Source organism: Rhodobacter sp. P2_H5 (assembly GCF_056403335.1).
The window spans coordinates 369,891-388,369 of record NZ_JBFUFS010000001.1; the positions used below are offsets into that span (position 1 = coordinate 369,891).

Sequence of the window (18,479 nt, forward strand, 5' to 3'; positions counted from 1 at the left end):
CCGCAAACCCTCCGGAGGCCGCCATGTCGAACGATCCCCTGCTGCAACCCTACAAGCTGAAACACCTGACCCTGCGCAACCGGATCATGACGACCAGTCACGAACCGGCCTATCCCGAAGACGGCATGCCGAAGGATCGCTACCGGCTTTATCATCTGGAGCGTGCCAAGGCCGGCGTCGCCATGGTGATGACTGCAGGTTCGGCGGCGGTGTCGAAGGATTCCCCTCCGGTTTTCAACAATGTGCTGGCCTACAAGGACGAGGTCGTGCCGTGGATGAAGCGTCTCGCCGATGACTGCCACGAGGCAGGTGCGGCGGTGATGATCCAGCTGACCCACCTGGGCCGCCGCACCCGCTGGGACAAGGGCGACTGGCTGCCGGTTCTGGCCGCCGGCCCCTCGCGCGAGCCGAGCCATCGCGCCTTCCCCAAAGTGATGGAAGATTGGGACATTGCCCGTGTGATCACGGACTTCGCCGATGCCGCCGAACGGATGAAAGAGGCCGGTCTGGATGGGGTGGAGTTCGAATGCTACGGCCACCTGCTTGACCAGTTCATGTCGCCCCTGACCAATGCGATGCCCGCGCCCTATGGCGGCAGCCTGGAAAACCGGGCGCGCTTCGCGATGGAGGTCCTGGCCGCCGTGCGCAAAAGGGTGGGCGAGAAATTCCTGCTCGGCATGCGTTATACGGCCGACGAGGCCGAGACCGGCGGCATCAGCGCCGATGACGGTGTCGCGATCGGCAAGATGTTCCGCGACAGCGGGCTGGTCGATTTCCTCAACATTATCAAAGGGCGCATCCATACCGACGCGGCGATGACGGATGTGATCCCGATCCACGGCATGAAATCCGCGCCGCATCTGGATTTCGCAGGCCGCATGAAGGCCGAGGTCGGCATGCCCACCTTCCACGCCGCCCGCATCCCCGACGTGGCCACCGCGCGCCATGCGATTGCTACCGGGCAGTTGGATATGGTCGGTATGACCCGCGCCCATATGGCCGATCCCCATATCGTGCAGAAGATCGTCGAGGGCCGCGAGGATGACATTCGTCCCTGCGTCGGGGCGACCTATTGCCTGGATCGGATCTATCAGGGCGGCATGGCGCTTTGCATCCACAACCCCGCCACCGGGCGTGAAGAGACCATGCCCCACACGATCGAACGCGTCGCGCAGCCGCGCAAGGTCGTGGTCGTCGGTGCCGGCGCTGGCGGGCTGGAGGCCGCGCGCGTCGCAGCCGAACGTGGCCATAGCGTCACCGTTTTTGAGGCCGCCAATCAGGCCGGCGGCCAGGTCCGGCTTCTGGCCCAGACCAAGCGCCGGGCCGAGATGATCGGCATCATCGACTGGCGCATGGCGCAATGCGCGGCCTTGGGTGTCGAGTTCCGCTTCAACACCTGGGCCGAGGCCGAGGATGTCCGCGCCTTGAACCCCGATGTCGTGATCATCGCCACCGGCGGCATGCCGCAGAAGGACATCCTCGCCGCGGGCAACGAACTGACGGTGTCGGCCTGGGATATACTCTCGGGCGATGTGAAGCCGGGGCAGAACGTGCTGCTTTATGACGATGCGGGCGACCATACCGCGCTTCAGGCGGCGCAGCTTCTGGCCGAATCCGGCGCCAAGGTCGAGGTCATGACCCCCGACCGCACCTTCGTGCCCGATGTGATGGCGATGAACCTCGTCCCCTACATGCGCGCCATTCAGGACAAGGATGTCACCTTTACCGTGACTTACCGTCTGTCCTCGGTCGCAAAAGACGGCAACCTGATCAAGGCCACCATCGACAGCGACTATGCCAAGCTGGGCATCACCCGCAACTTTGACCAGGTCGTGGTCAACCACGGCACGCTGCCGCTGGATGACCTTTACTTCGCGCTCAAGCCCGCTTCCGTGAATCTGGGTGCGGTGGATTACGAGGCTTTCATCGATCGCAAACCCCAGACCATGGCGGGCGGGCCGGAAGGATTCCAGCTGTTCCGCATCGGCGATGCGGTGGAGGCGCGCAACATCCACGCCGCGATTTACGATGCCTTGCGGCTGGTTTCGGTGATCTGAGAAGGGCAAATCTTCGGCATTTTGCCCTTTTGCGCAAAAATTTCTGAAATTCCCCCTGTCCGCGTTAACGTTTTGACGCTTCGTTAACGCGGATGTCACGCAATGGTGACGGCTGGGATCGCAAGGTCTGCGGCATAAATGGGAGGATCGGATGACAGCGCCCCAGCTTGCCGAAGATACCGTTCAGGTTGCATTTTTCGCGCCGTGCGAATCCGCCAGCCTTGCGGCCGGAACACTCGCGCAGCACCTTGGTGTGACGAAAGCAGCGGCCGAGAGGTTGCTGAGCGGTGGCGGCGGCCTGGAAGTCGCGCGCAGCCGCGCGGCTTCGGTTCGGGCCGCCTTGCCCGTGCTGGCGGCTTTGGGCGTTCAGATGGCGCTGCGCCCCGTACATGCGGTGGGCGAGCCGGAGCTTTGCGATCTGTCCCTGCGCCTCTCGGGTCCCTTGACGCGCGCCGCCGCAGTGTTGGAGCGGCTGGGCCTGACGCGCGCCCTGCGGGAGTCGGAGTGTCACGGGCCCTCGGGCTGGGTGATCGAAAGCCTGCCGCGCCCCCTGGCCGAAGAGGTGGCAGCCGGCTTGCGGGCCATTCCGGGCGCTCAGGTGACGCTGGCGGCGCAAATCGGCGCGCGCTACGACCTTTTTGCCGCGGGCGGGCGGATGGGGCCGGGCTTGAATGCGCTTTGCCAACACCTCGCCTTGCTCGGCTGTGTGATCCGGGGGCCGTCCAAGGCGCTCGCCACGGGGCTGGATAGGCGCACGCTGAACCATGTCATGACGCATTTTGCGCATCTGAATCTGGTCGGGGTGAACCAGGCTTTCCAGCGCTATCAGCTGTACCTCACCGGCTATGGCCGCCTGACGCAGAATGAGCTGCGCGATTTCCTCACCACGCGCGGCGCCAATTGGGCCGACGCGCGCGATGCGATCGAGTCCGGGAAGGGCTGGCGGGTCGAGGGTGGTTTGTCGCGCGCTGCGGCCCGGCAGTTCCTCATGGACTATGCCACGATCGGCCTGCCGGCGCGCGCCGATCTGATGGGCCTGCAGGAATACCTCTAAAATGCAGTCGCTTAAGCCCGGATTCACCCTGCTGATCTAAGGTCGACCTTGGGTGTTAAGTGGGGTGAATGGATGGCCGGGCAAACCAATGCCGCGCCAGTCATCATCAAGCGTAAGAAGGTTGTCGGCGGCGGCGGTCACCACGGTGGGGCGTGGAAGGTTGCCTATGCCGACTTTGTGACGGCCATGATGGCCTTCTTCATGCTGATGTGGCTTCTGGGTGCAACGACGGAAAAACAGCGCAAGGGTATCGCGGACTATTTCAATCCAACGATCCCGATCAACCGCATTTCAGGCGGCGGGGATGGCGCCTTTGGCGGCGACTCGATCTTTACCGACCAGACCTCGGCGCGCAACGGCACCGGGCAGTCGGCGGCCTCGCCGGGCGAGGCTGAAAAGTCAGGCGGGGTCGGCGGCGATGCCGCGGGCCAGGACAGCGCGGCTCAGGCCGATCAGCTGAAACGCCTGCAAAGCCTGCTGGAGGGCAAGGGCGGTGAGAGCCAGACCATGCAGAGCTTGCTCAGCCATGTCGTGACGAAGGTCACCGATGAGGGGCTTGTGATCGAGATTTTCGATCTGGAGGGCACCCCGCTGTTTGACCAGGACACCGCGGGCCCGACCGATACTTTGCGCGCAATTGCCTCGCTTTTGTCGGAAGTTCTGGTGCAGACGAAAAACCAGATCTCGGTCGATGGCTATGTGCGTTCCTATCCAGTCATGCTGGCGCGCAATCCGGTCTGGGACCTGTCGGCCTCGCGGGCGCAGGTTGTCCGGCAACTGCTTGAAAATGCAGGCATGGCCGATGAGAGGATCGCGCGCGTGACGGGCCATGCGGACCGCAAGCCGGCGACGGCGGACCCTTCGGCGCTGCGCAACAACCGGGTCGAGGTGATCCTCCTGCGCAAGAATCGTTGAGAGACGATTTGGATTTTATCTGTTAGCCGAATCTTAAGTCGGAGCGGTCAGCTTGTCCTCATAAGGTCGAGCTGCAGAAAGGCGCTATCGATGACGATTTCCTCTTCGCTGAATGCGGGGGTGGCAGGGTTGAATGCGAATGCCAACCGTCTGGCAACCATTTCGGACAATATCGCAAACTCCTCCACCTATGGGTACAAAAGGGCACAGTCCGATTTCTACTCGGTGGTCGTGCATGGCGACCTCAGCACCGCCTATTCGGCGGGCGGCGTCAGATCGACCAGCTATCGGGTGATCGACGAACACGGGCCACTGATCGGCACGTCCAATTCCACCGACCTTGCGATTGACGGGCGCGGCTTCATGGCCGTCACCACGATTGACGCGGTCAACAGTGGCACAACGGCTCTTCCGATCTCGCTGGCGACCACCGGTTCTTTCAAGGCCGACGCCAACGGTGTGCTGCGCAATTCGACCGGCCAGGTTCTGATGGGGTGGCCCGCCAATCCGGATGGCACCTTGGCCAACTACCCGCGCGACACCATGAAAGCGATGATTCCGGTCAAGCTGGACACCAATCAATATGTGTCGAACCCGACCACGAAGATGACCCTGGGGGCGAACCTGCCTGCCACGGCGACCCAGGCCGGGGCGAACGGCCTCAGTTACGAGATGTCGGTGCAATATACTGGCAACCTCGGCACGCAGGAAACGCTGCACTATGTCTTCACGCCCTCGGTCCCGGCGACCGGGGCCTCCAACACCTGGAACATGACCATCGCCGATTCGGCCTCGGATGACGCGATCATCGGCGAGTATACGGTGACCTTCGACAGCAGCCAGTCGGCCGGCGGCACCCTGGCCTCGGTCACCACGGTCAGCGGCAGCGACTATGATCCCTCCACGGGGGTGATTCCCCTGTCGGTAGGCGGCGGCAGCGTGGCCATGGATATCGGCGCCATCGGTGTGACCGGCGGGATGACCCAGCTCTCTGAAAGCTTCGCGCCGATCGGCAAGGCGACCAACGGCACGCCCGTCGCGCGTCTGGTCGGGGTCGAGATTGACGACAACGGCTACCTGCACGCGAATTACGACCAGGGATTCTCGAAGGTGATCTACCAGATCCCGGTGGTCGATGTGCCCAACCCGAACGGCCTGGCCTCGCATTCCGACCAGACCTACCAGGTTTCGGCCGATTCCGGGCCCTTCTATCTCTGGGATTCCGGCGATGGCCCGACCGGCAAGCTGGTCGGCTATTCGCAAGAACAATCGACCACCGATGTCACCTCCGAGCTGACCAATCTGATCACCACGCAGCGGGCCTATTCTTCGAATGTGAAGGTGATCCAGACGGTCGCGTTGTCCTTGGCCGTGGCGACCCTTTTGCCCGTAGAGATATCGGCGGTGGTCTTGGCGAGGTTCATGCTGATCGACTTCATGGTCTGAAGCGCGACCATCGCACTGTTGTTGGTCAGAATCGACGACATTTCCGTTTCCTTTGCGGTCAGCCGGCGCTTTGCGCACGGCTTGTTGCACCATCACCAATGATGGCAGTTGGGCTTTCTTTCCAATGCGACCGGAGGGCCCGGAACGCGCCACCCCACCTGGGATGCAAGACCTATAAAACGGCGGAACATCTAAGAGATTGCTAATCGCAACAGCTTGTATTCGCAGGATTTGATCTAATCTCTAATATCGTGCAGCCAGCCCGCGCCCTTGCTGGTCCTCGTATTTGCGACCCGACCGGTCGTAGGTCGACATGCCGTTAGAGACCGACTTGATCTCGGCGATCCGGCGCAGGGCGGCGCGAATGCCACGCTGAATGGCAAGCAAGGTGGCGGCGTTGCGATCCGCCTTGCGCTTGATGATCGCCAGAGCGGCCGCATCCAGCTTTTCGCCCGGCTGGTCGAGTTCGCGGCCCAGAGCCGCGCCGAGATCGGCCAAGACACTGTAATCCTTGCGCATCAGGGCCGCGTGCACCTCATCCAGCAGCATCGCGGCGCGCGGTTCATGTGTTGTCATGGTCGCGCCTCACCAAAGCGTTGAAGATGTTCTGGGACAGGCCGATTCCGCCGTGGTCGACCATGGCCTTGGCCTGGGCCTCGCGCAGAAAGGAGCTGAACTGATCCTCGCCGATGCCTCCACCAAATTCACCTTTTTGCGAATCAAGCCCGGTGTAGGACAGCATTTCCGACAGGAAATTGGTCTCCAGCTCCTTCGCTTTTTTCATGAGCAGGGTGGCGCGCGCCGGGCTCAATGTGCTGGCGGGATCAATCGGGGGCAGACCTTGCATCGGATTCTCCAATTGCAGCGTATTTTTCGAACTATCGCCCCAAGCGGTAAACAGCTGGTAACTGTTGCCGTCGAAATATGCCCGGGCATCGACAGAAGTCGGAATGAAATGAACGCCGCACCGCAAATCTTGCCGAGCCACCATGTCGCCACGGCGCGCAATCTCAAAGCGCAGGACCCGGCCGACCTTTCCGCAGCTTTTGCGGAGGTTATGGCACAGGGCGACGAACCTGTCGCAGTGGCTTGGGGCGGGCCGGCGCCGAACCGTCTCCGCGGGATGCAGGCCGCGGTTGAGGCGGGTGCTGAGCCTTCTCCTGAGCCGGACCGAGATGCGGAGGTGGTTTTGCCGGGGGTGACGGATCTGGAAATGTTAGGGTCCGAGATATTGGCATTGGGCACATTGGGACCGGCAATATTGGCGCCGGAGATATCGCCTCCTCAGCCAGTGGCAGACCAACCGAGGGCGGAAGCGTTGAAGGCCGCATCGGTTGATCATGCCAAGGCGGATGCGCCACATGACGGACGTTCGACGATGGCCCGCCATCGGCACCTATCTGTCCTCAAGAGCGACTTTGAGGTGAGATTCTCATTGGAAGTTTTCGATACGGCGCGTCCTTCCGAAGCGACAGCCGAAGCCGCAATGCCGCTTTCGCCCAGGGCCGCTGCCCCATCCACAACGCCACGGACCGCACCCCCCGATTCGGTGGTCGAGGTCTCTCTTCCGGCCATTCCGCTTCCGCTGCCAGTTTCGGTGACTCCGCCTACGATTCGGCCACGTCTTGCCGAAGCCGAACCTGAGGAGAGCGCGCGCGCGGACAAATTCCCTGAAAGTTCATCCGCTGTCGTCCCGGGCCGAAGTGGACCCCCTCTCAAGTTCGAATCGGCAGAAAGGCATGCGCCGACGAGCGGCGCGCCTCCGGAATCCATAATCGGCGACACGGCTGCTCCAGACGCAGCTGCTGAAAGCCGCTCCATCAGTCTACCCGACGTGCCAAATCCCGTCGTTCCCGCCAGGGCGCCGTCCGCCGCAACGGGACCGGCGCCAGCGTCTGGGTCGGAAACGGCGGATCCGGAACCTCCGGCCGTTGCGGATGGTGCAGGCGATCCGCCGGCCCGGATGGTGGCGACCAAGGCCACTCCGCTGCCCGAACCGGCCAATCCAAAACGGGCCGTCCAGGCGGAATCCGTTCCCGTAGAGGAACGTCACACACAGACGGGGAATGTCCCCCCTTCGCGTGAAACGCCGCCTCCGATCGAAAATCCCAATCCGACGGAAAGGGCCCGCTCGGTTGAGCAGACCAATTCCGTTGAAAGAGCCGATCCGGCTGAAAGGGCCAAGCCGGGCGGCCATCTGGCGGCACCGCAGCAGGCGCCACCTCTGACAAAGGCCGCACAAGTCGCGGCAGAACGGCCACCGATCGCTGCCTCACCCGATCTGGCGCGGCCGCAGGGTGCAGCGAAGGAGCCAGTCAATCTGCCGCTGCCGGCTTTGTCGGTTCAGAGGGCGGTTCCCTCCGGGCCGCCAGACCGTAACTCGCCGGAATTGCGGAAGAATGCTGAGGATTCTCGCCCACGGATCAAGGTGCCTGCGGAGCTGCCGGTTTCAATGGCGGGCGCGGCGAGGATTGTTTTCTCTCGCGCCGCGCCCTTGGCCTCTCCACGACCTGTCGTCTCGACCGACCTGCCGACGAGGGTCATGCTGACCTCTGGCACAATGCACTCAGCGCTGCGTCAGGCTGTACCGGATGGTCCGACCTTGTTCAGCGAAAGCGGCGAGGGCTCGACACCAGTTCGCGACAGGAGCGTCGCAGCGCCGCAAGCGCCTGCTGTTCGCCAGGATTTCGAACGACTGATCCCTTCGGATTTTGCGCAAAGGAGCGGACCAGTCGTGGGCGATCATGTACTTGCGACCGGTCGCGCACCTACCGGTCCTGTGGTGCGCGGCTCCGGCCCAGAGGTAGAGGCGTTTGCGCCGCCTATTGAGGCCAGATCCTTGGCTATTCCTGTAAGTCCAGCCCCTGCAGACCCTGAAATGCCGCAGAGCGTGCCGGGGCGTCAGGCCGCCGCCGATTCCGTGAGACCGCTGGAGATGCCGAGGAACGCGACGGCCTATCCTCCTATGGCACATATCGCGCCGCGCTCCGGGCCTTTGACCTCGCCCAAAGCGCCCATTCCGGATGTGCCGGTGGCGGCCCCCCCTCAGGCCATTTCCGCCCGGCCAAAAGCGCAGGCCGGGACACCTTCCGCGAGGGCGGAACCTGTTTCCACTGTGCCCGTGTCGCAGGCCTTGGCGAGCAAGGCGCCATATGAAGCGCTTGAGGGGGAAATTACGCCAGTGTCGCGAGCGGCGGACTTGGCGCCCGCGACCGTCGTCTCGGCTGCCAATGTGCCCTTCCATCCCGAAGCCATCCCCGAAGCCACCGATGTGCCCACGCAGAGTTTTGACGCGCCGATCCCGCCTCTGACCCGCCCCGCGCAGATTGCGACGAGGCAGGGCGCGATCGCGTCAGCACAGCAACCGCGGCGGGCGGCGTCCACACCGCCCCCGCACCGCACCACGCCGGTTCCTGTGCCGCCCTCTGCACCGGAGCCTATTGCGACGGCCCGCGCTGCGCCTCTCACGTCCGCTACACTGACGACAAGCATCGCGGCCCTCTTGCCGCCAGGTCTGGCCACCACTGCTCCTGCGGTGGAGCGTGCGGCGTTGGGCGCGGGGCGCGGACAAGGCGCGGGCCCGCATCGTGACATGGCGCGGACGACCGGCCGGGCGCACGAGCCAGCCTCACCTGCGGAACCATCGGGCGAGGTGCAGGGAGCTGCGCACCCCGTCGCTGCGAAGCGGGCGGCTGGGGCCTCGAGGGTACCCGTCCCCGTGCCCTGCGATGCGCTGCCGCGCATAGGGCATGGCACGGGCGGCCCCGTGACCCCCGAACCCGCCGTGCCGGTCGCCGCGGCCCCCGCGCCGGAGCGGGCGCCGCGTACTGATGCCTTGCCGGCTGCGGGCCAGCCGGCCCCTTTGCCGACCGATGCCCAGCCCGCTGCAAGCCAGCCGACCGTGCTGCACATGGTCCCTGCCGGGTTCGTGCCGCATCTTCGCCACCTTGGCCTCGCCACAAGCAGCACGGACAAGGCGAGCGGCAGGGGGGATCACGCATTGCCGCCCGGCTTTTCAAGCGGTCTAGCCCATGCGGTGGCGGGCAGCGGCCACAGCCGGGCTGAGCTGATCCTCGACCCGGCGGAGCTGGGGCGGCTGCGTTTTGACATTCTGACCCAGGGCAGCCAGGTCCAGATCAACCTGAGCGCGGAACGTCCCGAAACGCTCGATCTGCTCCGCCGCCATTCCGAAGAGCTGCGCCAGGAGTTTCAGGCCGCCGGCTTTGACACCGGTACGCTCAATTTCGGCCAGTGGAACCAGAAAGGACAGGATCGTGCCGCACCCGCCATGCCGCCCGGGGCGGAAATGCTTTCCGAAAGACAGCCTGCCCTTGATCTTCCTGCACAACCCGCTCTCCGGGTCGGCCCGCCTGGCGCCGGTCTGGACCTTCGCCTCTGAAAGGACAGCCCATGAGTGTTTCCGCCATTTCCGGCTCGAACGGTTCTGCCAACGGCAAATCGACGGCAGCGCAGAACAACGACAAGAATTATGAGACTTTTCTCAAGATGATGACGACCCAGATCAAGAACCAGGACCCGCTGAACCCGATGAGCGCCGACCAGCTGGCGGTTCAGCTGGCCACCTTCTCGGGGGTCGAGCAGCAGACCAAGACCAATGACCTGCTGACGCAGATGATCTCGCAGAACTCGATCGGCACGATGAGCCAGATGGTCAACTGGGTGGGCAAGGATGCGCGTCTGGCCGCGCCGGCCTATTTTGACGGGGCAACGCCCGTGACGATTTCGCCCAGCCCGAGTTCAGATGCCGACAAGGCGGTTCTGGTGGTGAAGGATCAGGGCGGCAACGAGGTGGCGCGCACCCAATTGCCGCTGGGCAGTGCGGACTACAAGTGGCAGGGGCTGGACGCCTCGGGCAATCCTTTGCCGAAGGGGCTCTATTCCCTGTCGCTGGAAAGCTATCAGGGCGACAAGCTGGTGGAATCGACCGATGTCGAATATTATGGCCGGATCCTGGAAATCCGCAGTACCCCCAACGGGATTTCCGCCATGCTGCCCGGCGGGGTGGAGGCCTTGATGTCCGTCATCACGGCGGTCCGCGCGCCAGCCGACAGTTGAGGCCGCCCCGACTGCGACCTTTTGGTCGTCTGGCCGAATGACCTCTGGTGCAGCGGGGCCTTCTGGCCCACTTTGGGGAGGGTAGAGCAGGTGTCTGATGATCGAATATGCCAGTAATCGTGTGCCGCTGAAGCGGCTTTCTGAAACCGGCGGCGTTCTGGCTGTCATCACCGAGGTGGTGGGCACGTCCTATCGCAATCTCGGCACGATGATGGCCTTCGGCCCGCAGGGCCAACGCACGGGCTCGCTTTCCTCGGGATGTATCGAGGATGACATCGCCGAACATGCGGCCACGGCCTTGCAGACCGGCACATCGCGCACGCTGCGCTATGGGCAGGGCTCGCCGTTCTTCGACCTCAAGCTGCCTTGCGGTGGCGGGCTGTCGATCATCCTCATCCCCAACCCTGATCCGGCGCTGTTGCGGGCGGTTCTGGCGCGCGGCGATGCGCGCTGCGATGCCGCGCTGGGTATCCGGCTGGAGGATGGCGCCCTGCGGCTTCTGCCGCAGGGGAGTGTTATGGCCGATCCGGGGGAGATCGTCGTGGTTCTGGAACCCGAACTTCGGTTCTGGGTCTATGGGCATGGCATCGAGGCCATCTCTTTCGCTTTGATGGCGCAGGCTGCGGGCTATGATGTGACGCTTTTTGGCCAGGAGGGCCTGCAAGCGGACCTATCGCGCATCGGGCCTCTGAACATCTCCGTGGTGCCCAGTTTCCGCACCTACACTTGCCCTGTGCCCGATCGGCGCACCGCCATTACCCTGTTCTTCCACGACCACGAGAACGAGGCGCGGCTTCTGGCGCAGTTCCTGCCAACGGATGCTTTTTTCATCGGAGCGCAGGGCAGCCTGAAAGCGCGGCAGCGGCTTTTGGAGGATCTCGTCGCGCGGGGCGTAAGGGATGAGCACATCCAGCGTCTTTGCCCGGATTTCGGGCTGATTCCCTCCTGTCGCGACCCGCGCACCCTGGCCGTTTCGGTGCTGGCGCATGTCTTGTCTATTGCAGGGCGTTCGACTGCGGATTATTCGAAAGGCAATTCCACATTGGGGCAGCGGGGGTCTTTGGTTCCGGCGTCCTGAGATTTGTTCTTTCGGGAGGCGGCTCTGGCATGACCACACTTGGATTTTCCCAGACGGTCGAAAAGCTGTCGGCGGCGCTCGGCCGCTGGTCGGACAAGACCACGCCCATCGCCAAGGGCGAGCATGTCCGTCTGCAGGGGCTGGATCTGTCGAACCGGATCACCGGGCTGGATGATCTGTTCTTCGTCGAAGAACAGGATCATTTCCGCCCGCGCCCGGATGGCGGCATGCATTTCCTCAATCAGGAGATGATGAACACCGGCACGCTGCGCAATTCGTTCTACCCGCAGATCCTTTCGGCCCATTGCCAGAACATGGACTTCTCCCTGCATCTGCGCTTTCGCGGCCGGTTTCAGGTGCTGGTCTATCAAAGCCGCATCGGTCATCCGCCGATGGCCCTGGCCGAGCGGATTGTGCAGTCCGAGGAAGTGACCGACGTTCATGTGCCGCTGGGCGCGATCCAGTCGCTGCCGCGCGGGGCGCGGCTTTTCTGGGTGGCCCGCGCCCTGCACGACGGCTGCGAGCTTGTGGACGCGACCTGGGAAGCTCATGCCCCCGCGGCGACCGAAGGCCGGATGGTGGTGCTGATCCGCACCTTCGGGCGGACCCGCGATGTCAAAAACCTGATCGGCCAGTTTCAGGAACAGGCGGCGGCGGGGGATTATGCCCGCGTTCTGTCCAACCTGTTCTTTCTGATCTACGATTCCTCGACCGGTCTCGACGAGACGACCTATGCCGACCTCACCGACCACAACCTGTTGAATACTTTCGTGATGACCGGCCCCAATCTGGGCGGCGGCGGCAACATGAGCCTGGAGCTTCTGACCCTGCAACAGGCGGTCGCGGCTGCGGGCGTGACGATCAACGAAGTCTTGCTGACCGATGACGACCTTCAGGTCTCGCTGGAATCGCTGACCCGCAACTGGGGCGCCACGCTGTTCCGCAAGGACAACGCCTTCCACACCCTGCCGGTGATCATGCAGTCCGAACCGCGCCGGATGTGGGAGGATGGCGGCTTCTGGGGCCGTTTCACCTCCGAAAGCCCGCGCGGCCAGCGCAGTGTGATCGCCCCGCGCCTGTTGCGGCACAGCCGGATCTTCCGCGCCTTCGACTTTCTCGATGACATGGCGCGGCTGCATCATGCCGAATATTCGACCTTCATCTTCCTTTCGATGCCCTATGGTCGTCTTGAGGAGATCGGTCTGCCGGCGGCGTTCTTCCTGCGCGGCGATGACATCGAATACAACCTGCGCCACGCGGCGGCGGGTGGGGTGACCGTCTCCAACCCCAACATGATGGCCTGGCACGAGCCGGCGCATTCCTACGCGCAGGAATACATGTCGATCGCGCATGGCGTGGTGATCAACATGGCCTATGGCCAGGACAAGCCCGACGATTTCGCCAGCTTCTTCCACACCCGCGCCGGGGCGCATCTTTCGGTCTCGGATGTGGCGGGCCTGTCGGTCTATGCCGAGGTTCTGGGCGATCTGGTCGCCGGAGACCGGCTGATGGTGCAGGATTTCGCCGACCACTACCTGGCGATGATCGCGCGGTTCAAGAGCTTTGACGCCGCCTTTTCCACCATGCCGGACGAGCTGGTCGATACGCTGAGCGAAGCCTCGCGCCGTGCGGGCAAGGTGACGACGGTGCTGCCCTTCCTTTACATGAAGGCCGTGGGGGGCGAGATCGAACTTGATCGCGTGGTCCTGTGGAACCCCCACACCGAACGGCGCTGCATCTACGACCCTGCCGACCCGCACCGGCTTGCCGCGCTTGCGACGGTGGCGGCCCGGCTTTATGCCGCGCTCAGCGCCTTCACCCAGCGTTTTGATGAACTGCGCGCCCACTACCAGCAGCGGTTGAGCGAGACTTCGACCCCGGCCTTCTGGCAAGAGGTGGCCAAGGGGGCCGCATTCGGGGTGCTCCATGATTGATCTGTCGCACGATGCCCGCTACCGGCGCACCGCGCAGGATGAGCTGCAAAGGATCACCCAGCCGCTTCTGGTGAACGGGATCGCGCTGGCGACCGGCACCTGGGTGTCGATGGCCTCGCTCGCCGACACGCCCAATGCCTTTCTGGATGGCAATGTCTATGCTGCGACCGTCAATCTGGTGCCCTCGCGGCTGCAACCCTATACCGGGACGCGCTGGCTGACCCGGCTTCACCCCGATGGGACTTGGTCCTTTCTGAACCAGGGCCAGGAAGAGCATCTTCTGGCGGGCTCCGCGGGGATCGTCACCCTTGGCCGTGCGCCGGTGCGGGCCGGTTTCGACAAGTTCGACGTGACCCGCTGGCTGATGTACCGCGACCTGACCGGGTTCCGCCTGCGGCCTTGCATGCAAGGCGGTGGCTGGCTGGGGGTGCGCGACGACCGGGCGGTGCTGTCAGGGCCGAAAGACCCGGCCGACCGCTGGATCTATTGGGCCATCACGCCCTATGGCGCGGGCGAATAGCCGCCTTGGGCCAGCCGCTGCCGAGGCGCGGGCGGTGAATTCCCTTCCTGTGCGAAATCAGCTAAGCCGAGCGGGATGAACCCGGAAAACCGTGCCCGCACAGGGCGCGGTTTTGCACCTCAGCCGTCTGCCCCATTTGTGATGGAACCCGACCTTGGCCAATTTCCTCTACCAGAACGACCTGCCCGCCGACCTTGATCTAGGCACCGTGGTTGCCATCGACACCGAGACCATGGGCCTTGACCCGCGCCGCGACCGCTTGTGTGTGGTGCAGCTGTCCTCGGGCAATGGCCATGCCCATCTGGTGCAGATCGCACGCGGTCAGACCTCCGCTCCCAATCTGGAGCGCCTGCTGACCGACCCCAAGGTATTGAAACTCTTCCACTTTGGCCGCTTCGACGTGGCGGCCTTGCAGAATGCTTTCGGCGTGCGGACCGAGCCCGTCTGGTGCACCAAGATCGCCGCCAAGCTGATCCGCACCTTCACCGACCGGCACGGGCTGAAGTACCTCCTGAACGAACTGGTCGGCGTCGATGTCTCCAAGGCGCAGCAGACCTCGGACTGGGGTGCGGCGACGCTGACCGACGCGCAGAAGGACTATGCCGCCTCGGACGTCTTGTACCTGCACAAGCTGAAGGCCGCGCTGGAGGCGATTCTGATCCGCGAGGACCGGCTGGATCTGGCGCAGCGCTGCTTTGACTTCCTGCCGACCCGGGGGGAACTGGATCTTCTCGGCTGGGAGGAGCCCAATGACATTTTCCACCACTGAAACCCTGCCGAAAGCCGCTCCGCTCGCCACCGCCCGCCGCGTCATAGCGCGCGAGGCCGAGGCGCTGGTCATGCTGGGCGCGGCGCTGGGCGACAGTTTCACGGCGGCGGTCGATCTGATCATGGCGGTCAAGGGCCGGGTCATCGTCTCGGGCATGGGGAAATCCGGCCATATCGGGCGCAAGATTGCCGCCACCTTCGCCTCGACCGGGACGCCGGCGCAGTTCGTCCACCCGGGTGAGGCAAGCCACGGCGACCTTGGCATGATCATGTCGGGCGATGTGGTTCTGGTCCTGTCGAACTCGGGCGAGACCTCGGAGCTGGCCGATATCGTCGCCCACACCCGGCGGTTCGAGATTCCGTTGATCGGCGTCGCCTCGCGCCCCGGTTCGACCCTTTTGCGGGCGGCGGATGTGGCGATCCTGCTGCCCGACGCCCCTGAGGCCTGTGAGACGGGGATCGTGCCGACCACCTCGACCACGATGACTTTGGCTTTGGGGGATGCGCTGGCCATCGCGCTGATGGAGCATCGCTCTTTCACGCCCGAACATTTCCGCATCTTTCATCCGGGCGGCAAGCTGGGGGCCAAGCTGCTCAAAGTGCGCGACCTTATGCACACGGACATGCCGCTGATCGCGGCAGATCATCCGATGACCGAGGCGCTTCTGACCATCTCGCGTCATGGCTTTGGCGTGGTCGGCGTGGTCGGGCCGGATCAGGCCTTGCAGGGCATCATCACCGACGGCGACCTCCGCCGCCACATGGACGGGCTTCTGTCGCGCAAGGCCGAAGAGGTGATGACCCGCAACCCGCGCACCGTGGCGCCCGATGCCTTGGCAGCCACGGCGCTGGCCGTGATGAATGAGCGCAAGATCACCTGCCTTTTCGTCAAGGACGGGCCGGTGCCCTTGGGCATCCTGCATATCCACGACCTGTTGCGCGCCGGAGTGGTGTGATGGCAGGGATCTGGGCCGACAATCTGCATTCGCGGGTGGTGTTCTGGCTGAAGATTCTGCTGCCTCTGGCGGCGCTTGCGCTTCTCGCGACGCTGTTCCTGTTCGGGCGCGGCGTCAGCCCCGAGGATGCAATCCCCTATGCCAGCACCGATATCGCCGACCGCGCCAAAGAGCCGCGTCTGACCGATGCGGCCTATTCCGGCATGACCAAGGACGGCTCCGCCCTGACGATCAACGCGGCCGAGGCGCGGCCGGGGGTGGCGGGGTCTGACAATGCCGGGTCGGCCACCAAGATCTCTTCCCTGATCGAGATGCCCAACGGCGCCTCGGCCACCATGGCTGCGGGCGCGGGACGGATGGACGATGCCGCGCACGAGGCGATCCTGACCGGCGGCGTCGATCTGGTCTCCTCGACCGGCTACAGGCTGCAGTCCGACGGGATGCGCGTGGGGCTCGCCCAGACCGAGGTGACGAGCCTGGGTCCGGTCACCGGCACCGGGCCGGGGGTGCGGATTGATGCCAAGGCCATGCACCTTGGCCTCGACCCRACGGGCGGCTACCTATTGGACTTCACCGGGGGCGTGACCCTGATATACCAGCCTAACGGAGGATAGTGATGCTGCGCTGCCGGATCTTTGCCGCCATTCTGATGGCGATGCCCCTGATGGCACAGGCTGCGGGCACCGATGTGGCCTTTGCCGGCCTCAAGACCGACACCTCCGAGCCGGTCAAGGTCACCGCCGACCAGCTTTCGGTCAACCAGACCGACGGCAAGGCGGTGTTCACCGGCAATGTCGTGGTGACCCAAGGCACCATGCGGCTGGAGGCCGCCTCGGTGCAGATCGAATATGGCCCCGACAAGAAGACCATCGCACGGATGCTGGCAAGCGGCGGGGTCAAGCTTGCGGCGGGCACCGATGCGGCCTCGTCGCAGGATGCCGAATATGCGCCCGAGACCGGCAACCTCTTGATGACGGGCGATGTCCTGATGACCCAGGGGGCTGCGGCGATCTCTGGCCAGAAGCTGACGCTCAGTCTCAAGACCGGGCTTGGCACGATGGATGGCCGCGTGACCACGACCTTCACCCCAGCCCCGGCGAAGAAGAACTGATGTCCGACCCGAACGCAACTCCGGGGGCCGATGGCCTGCAGGTGCGCAACCTGCGCAAAAGTTACAAGAAGCGGCTGGTGATCCGGGACGTCTCGCTGGATCTGGCGCGGGGCGAGATCGTGGCCCTTCTGGGCCCGAACGGCAGCGGCAAGACCACGACCTTTTACGCCATCGCCGGGCTTCTGACACCGGACACCGGGCAGGTTCTGATCGACGGGCGCGATGTCACTGCACTTCCCATGTACCGCCGCGCCCGGCTTGGCATCGGCTATCTGCCGCAGGAAATGTCGATCTTCCGGGGCCTTAGCGTCGAGGACAACATCCTCGCCGTGCTGGAGATTGCCGAGCCCGACCGCCACAAGCGTCGCGAGAAGCTGGAAGAGCTTCTGTCGGAGTTCTCGATCACCCATATCCGCGCCGCCCCCGCGCTGGCCCTGTCGGGTGGTGAGCGGCGGCGGGTGGAAATCGCGCGCTGTCTGGCGGCCAACCCGCTGTACCTGCTGCTGGACGAGCCCTTTGCCGGGGTGGACCCGATCGCGGTGGCCGAAATCCGCTATCTGGTGCAGGATCTGAAATCGCGCGGCATCGGCGTTCTGATCACCGACCATAACGTCCGCGAGACGCTGGAAATCGTGGATCGCGCCTATATCCTGCACGACGGCAAGGTTCTGATGACCGGCACGGCCGACGAAATCGTGCGCGATGAAATGGTGCGCCGCGTCTACCTCGGCGAGAATTTCCGCATCATTTGAGTAGAGACCACAGGGCAGTTGACAAGTGCCCTGTGGCATCCCCAAATGCTAGGGATGAGCGCAAGTTTCGCCCTGCCTTGCTCTGCCTTCGCGGCCCTGACACGGGGCACCGCTTATGGGCGACGGTGCGCATCATATCCACCAAATCCAGCTACTACCCCCTCGGATTCATCTGACCCGGGGCTATTCAACGCTTAGGAGGAATCATGCGGTATCAAATCAGTGGCAAGCAAATCGACATTGGCGAGGCGCTGCAGACCCATGTGAAATCTGAACTTGGCGAAGTGATCGAGAAATATGCCCAGCGACCGACCGACGCCTCGATCGTCTTTTCCAAGGCCGGCTTTGAACACGTCTGCGAGGCGACCATCCACCTGTCGACCGGTCTGAGCGCCCAAGCCAAGGGTCATGCCACTGAAATCTATGCCGCTTTTGAATCCTGCCGCGAGAAGATGGACAAGCAGATGCGGCGCTACAAGCGGCGTCTGCGCAACCATCACTCCAACCGCACGCAGCCGGTTGAATTCGGCATGGGCGCGGCCTATATCCTCGCGCCAACCGAAGAGCCGGAAGAAGCCGATACCGCAGCCCTTCAGCCCGTCGTGATTGCCGAGATGGAGACGAAGATTCCTTCGATCACCGTCGGAGAGGCGGTCATGCAGCTGGAACTGGGCGGGCAGAAGTTTCTGATGTTCCGGAACGAGGGGCATGGCGGGGTCAACGTGGTCTATGTCCGTGAAGACGGCAACATCGGCTGGATTGATCCGAACAATGGCAAATGATCCCGGACGTGTACGGGGCGAGCAGGTAAG

The 18,479-nt window shown here is 63.9% G+C and carries 18 protein-coding genes and 1 pseudogene; 15 read left to right on the forward strand and 4 right to left on the reverse strand.

Features of this window, described 5'->3' with window-relative positions; genetic code table 11:
* The first annotated feature begins 23 nt into the window (after window positions 1–23).
* The 4 genes and pseudogenes from AC1DVR_RS01700 to AC1DVR_RS01715 all read left to right on the forward strand — a co-directional run.
* A complete protein-coding gene (locus AC1DVR_RS01700; RefSeq protein WP_477998788.1) occupies window positions 24–2,057 on the forward strand; it encodes an oxidoreductase in 2,034 nt (677 codons plus the stop codon).
* A 151-nt stretch (window positions 2,058–2,208) separates the two neighbouring features.
* Complete coding sequence (locus AC1DVR_RS01705; protein WP_477998789.1) at window positions 2,209–3,111, forward strand: hypothetical protein; 903 nt, start codon at window positions 2,209–2,211, stop codon at window positions 3,109–3,111.
* 72 nt (window positions 3,112–3,183) lie between these two features.
* On the forward strand, window positions 3,184–4,026 hold the full coding sequence (locus AC1DVR_RS01710) for a flagellar motor protein MotB (protein ID WP_477998790.1): 843 nt from the start codon (window positions 3,184–3,186) through the stop codon (window positions 4,024–4,026).
* A gap of 90 nt (window positions 4,027–4,116) precedes the next feature.
* Window positions 4,117–5,349, forward strand: a pseudogene (locus tag AC1DVR_RS01715) (flagellar hook protein FlgE); the annotation flags it as partial.
* On the opposite strand, the gene AC1DVR_RS01720 reads toward AC1DVR_RS01715, so the two are convergent.
* The 4 genes from AC1DVR_RS01720 to AC1DVR_RS01735 all read right to left on the reverse strand — a co-directional run bounded on the left by AC1DVR_RS01720 (window position 5,349) and on the right by AC1DVR_RS01735 (window position 8,016).
* Window positions 5,349–5,513: a flagellin N-terminal helical domain-containing protein gene (locus AC1DVR_RS01720; RefSeq protein ID WP_477998791.1), complete on the reverse strand. Its 165-nt coding sequence runs from the start codon at window positions 5,511–5,513 to the stop codon at window positions 5,349–5,351. The pseudogene AC1DVR_RS01715 and the gene AC1DVR_RS01720 overlap by 1 nt on opposite strands.
* 202 nt (window positions 5,514–5,715) lie before the next feature.
* On the reverse strand, window positions 5,716–6,048 hold the full coding sequence (locus tag AC1DVR_RS01725; protein ID WP_477998792.1) for a hypothetical protein: 333 nt from the start codon (window positions 6,046–6,048) through the stop codon (window positions 5,716–5,718).
* A complete protein-coding gene (locus tag AC1DVR_RS01730; RefSeq protein WP_477998793.1) occupies window positions 6,035–6,319 on the reverse strand; it encodes a rod-binding protein in 285 nt (94 codons plus the stop codon). The genes AC1DVR_RS01725 and AC1DVR_RS01730 overlap by 14 nt, the downstream gene beginning before the upstream one ends.
* A gap of 1,496 nt (window positions 6,320–7,815) precedes the next feature.
* Window positions 7,816–8,016 (reverse strand): hypothetical protein, encoded by a 201-nt coding sequence (locus tag AC1DVR_RS01735; RefSeq protein ID WP_477998794.1) that lies wholly within the window; start codon window positions 8,014–8,016, stop codon window positions 7,816–7,818.
* A gap of 1,318 nt (window positions 8,017–9,334) precedes the next feature.
* Between AC1DVR_RS01735 and fliK the strand changes: the two genes are divergently transcribed.
* The 11 genes from fliK to hpf all read left to right on the forward strand — a co-directional run bounded on the left by fliK (window position 9,335) and on the right by hpf (window position 18,449).
* Complete coding sequence (fliK, locus tag AC1DVR_RS01740; protein ID WP_477998795.1) at window positions 9,335–9,871, forward strand: flagellar hook-length control protein FliK; 537 nt, start codon at window positions 9,335–9,337, stop codon at window positions 9,869–9,871.
* An 11-nt stretch (window positions 9,872–9,882) separates the two neighbouring features.
* Window positions 9,883–10,548 (forward strand): flagellar hook capping FlgD N-terminal domain-containing protein, encoded by a 666-nt coding sequence (locus AC1DVR_RS01745; RefSeq protein WP_477998796.1) that lies wholly within the window; start codon window positions 9,883–9,885, stop codon window positions 10,546–10,548.
* Window positions 10,549–10,645: 97 nt separating this feature from the next.
* Window positions 10,646–11,626 (forward strand): XdhC family protein, encoded by a 981-nt coding sequence (locus AC1DVR_RS01750; RefSeq protein WP_477998797.1) that lies wholly within the window; start codon window positions 10,646–10,648, stop codon window positions 11,624–11,626.
* Between the two features lie 29 nt (window positions 11,627–11,655).
* Entirely contained in the window at window positions 11,656–13,560 is a 1,905-nt protein-coding gene (locus AC1DVR_RS01755) for a glycosyltransferase family 2 protein (protein WP_477998798.1), read from the forward strand.
* A complete protein-coding gene (locus AC1DVR_RS01760) occupies window positions 13,553–14,080 on the forward strand; it encodes a hypothetical protein (protein ID WP_477998799.1) in 528 nt (175 codons plus the stop codon). Before AC1DVR_RS01755 ends, AC1DVR_RS01760 begins: the two co-directional genes overlap by 8 nt.
* Window positions 14,081–14,234: 154 nt before the next feature.
* On the forward strand, window positions 14,235–14,849 hold the full coding sequence (locus AC1DVR_RS01765; RefSeq protein WP_477998800.1) for a ribonuclease D: 615 nt from the start codon (window positions 14,235–14,237) through the stop codon (window positions 14,847–14,849).
* The gene (locus tag AC1DVR_RS01770) at window positions 14,830–15,804 is read left to right on the forward strand and encodes a KpsF/GutQ family sugar-phosphate isomerase (RefSeq protein ID WP_477998801.1); all 975 of its coding nucleotides are present in this window, start codon (window positions 14,830–14,832) and stop codon (window positions 15,802–15,804) included. Before AC1DVR_RS01765 ends, AC1DVR_RS01770 begins: the two co-directional genes overlap by 20 nt.
* On the forward strand, window positions 15,804–16,418 hold the full coding sequence (gene lptC / locus AC1DVR_RS01775) for an LPS export ABC transporter periplasmic protein LptC (RefSeq protein ID WP_477998802.1): 615 nt from the start codon (window positions 15,804–15,806) through the stop codon (window positions 16,416–16,418). Before AC1DVR_RS01770 ends, lptC begins: the two co-directional genes overlap by 1 nt.
* Before the next feature lie 2 nt (window positions 16,419–16,420).
* A complete protein-coding gene (lptA, locus tag AC1DVR_RS01780) occupies window positions 16,421–16,915 on the forward strand; it encodes a lipopolysaccharide transport periplasmic protein LptA (RefSeq protein ID WP_477998803.1) in 495 nt (164 codons plus the stop codon).
* The gene (lptB, locus tag AC1DVR_RS01785; protein WP_477998804.1) at window positions 16,915–17,667 is read left to right on the forward strand and encodes an LPS export ABC transporter ATP-binding protein; all 753 of its coding nucleotides are present in this window, start codon (window positions 16,915–16,917) and stop codon (window positions 17,665–17,667) included. Before lptA ends, lptB begins: the two co-directional genes overlap by 1 nt.
* A 206-nt stretch (window positions 17,668–17,873) precedes the next feature.
* Window positions 17,874–18,449, forward strand: a complete 576-nt coding sequence (gene hpf / locus AC1DVR_RS01790; RefSeq protein ID WP_477998805.1) for a ribosome hibernation-promoting factor, HPF/YfiA family — start codon at window positions 17,874–17,876, stop codon at window positions 18,447–18,449.
* Window positions 18,450–18,479: the final 30 nt, after the last annotated feature.

What these genes read in the sequence shown, in the direction of transcription:
- AC1DVR_RS01700 (WP_477998788.1), top strand. Translation starts at nt 24, where the DNA reads ATGTCGAACGATCCCCTGCTGCAACCCTACAAGCTGAAACACCTGACC.
- AC1DVR_RS01705 (WP_477998789.1), top strand. Translation starts at nt 2,209, where the DNA reads ATGACAGCGCCCCAGCTTGCCGAAGATACCGTTCAGGTTGCATTTTTC.
- AC1DVR_RS01710 (WP_477998790.1), top strand. Translation starts at nt 3,184, where the DNA reads ATGGCCGGGCAAACCAATGCCGCGCCAGTCATCATCAAGCGTAAGAAG.
- AC1DVR_RS01720 (WP_477998791.1), bottom strand. Translation starts at nt 5,513, where the DNA reads ATGTCGTCGATTCTGACCAACAACAGTGCGATGGTCGCGCTTCAGACC.
- AC1DVR_RS01725 (WP_477998792.1), bottom strand. Translation starts at nt 6,048, where the DNA reads ATGACAACACATGAACCGCGCGCCGCGATGCTGCTGGATGAGGTGCAC.
- AC1DVR_RS01730 (WP_477998793.1), bottom strand. Translation starts at nt 6,319, where the DNA reads ATGCAAGGTCTGCCCCCGATTGATCCCGCCAGCACATTGAGCCCGGCG.
- AC1DVR_RS01735 (WP_477998794.1), bottom strand. Translation starts at nt 8,016, where the DNA reads ATGACCCTCGTCGGCAGGTCGGTCGAGACGACAGGTCGTGGAGAGGCC.
- AC1DVR_RS01745 (WP_477998796.1), top strand. Translation starts at nt 9,883, where the DNA reads ATGAGTGTTTCCGCCATTTCCGGCTCGAACGGTTCTGCCAACGGCAAA.
- AC1DVR_RS01750 (WP_477998797.1), top strand. Translation starts at nt 10,646, where the DNA reads ATGATCGAATATGCCAGTAATCGTGTGCCGCTGAAGCGGCTTTCTGAA.
- AC1DVR_RS01755 (WP_477998798.1), top strand. Translation starts at nt 11,656, where the DNA reads ATGACCACACTTGGATTTTCCCAGACGGTCGAAAAGCTGTCGGCGGCG.
- AC1DVR_RS01760 (WP_477998799.1), top strand. Translation starts at nt 13,553, where the DNA reads ATGATTGATCTGTCGCACGATGCCCGCTACCGGCGCACCGCGCAGGAT.
- AC1DVR_RS01770 (WP_477998801.1), top strand. Translation starts at nt 14,830, where the DNA reads ATGACATTTTCCACCACTGAAACCCTGCCGAAAGCCGCTCCGCTCGCC.
- lptA (WP_477998803.1), top strand. Translation starts at nt 16,421, where the DNA reads ATGCTGCGCTGCCGGATCTTTGCCGCCATTCTGATGGCGATGCCCCTG.
- lptB (WP_477998804.1), top strand. Translation starts at nt 16,915, where the DNA reads ATGTCCGACCCGAACGCAACTCCGGGGGCCGATGGCCTGCAGGTGCGC.
- hpf (WP_477998805.1), top strand. Translation starts at nt 17,874, where the DNA reads ATGCGGTATCAAATCAGTGGCAAGCAAATCGACATTGGCGAGGCGCTG.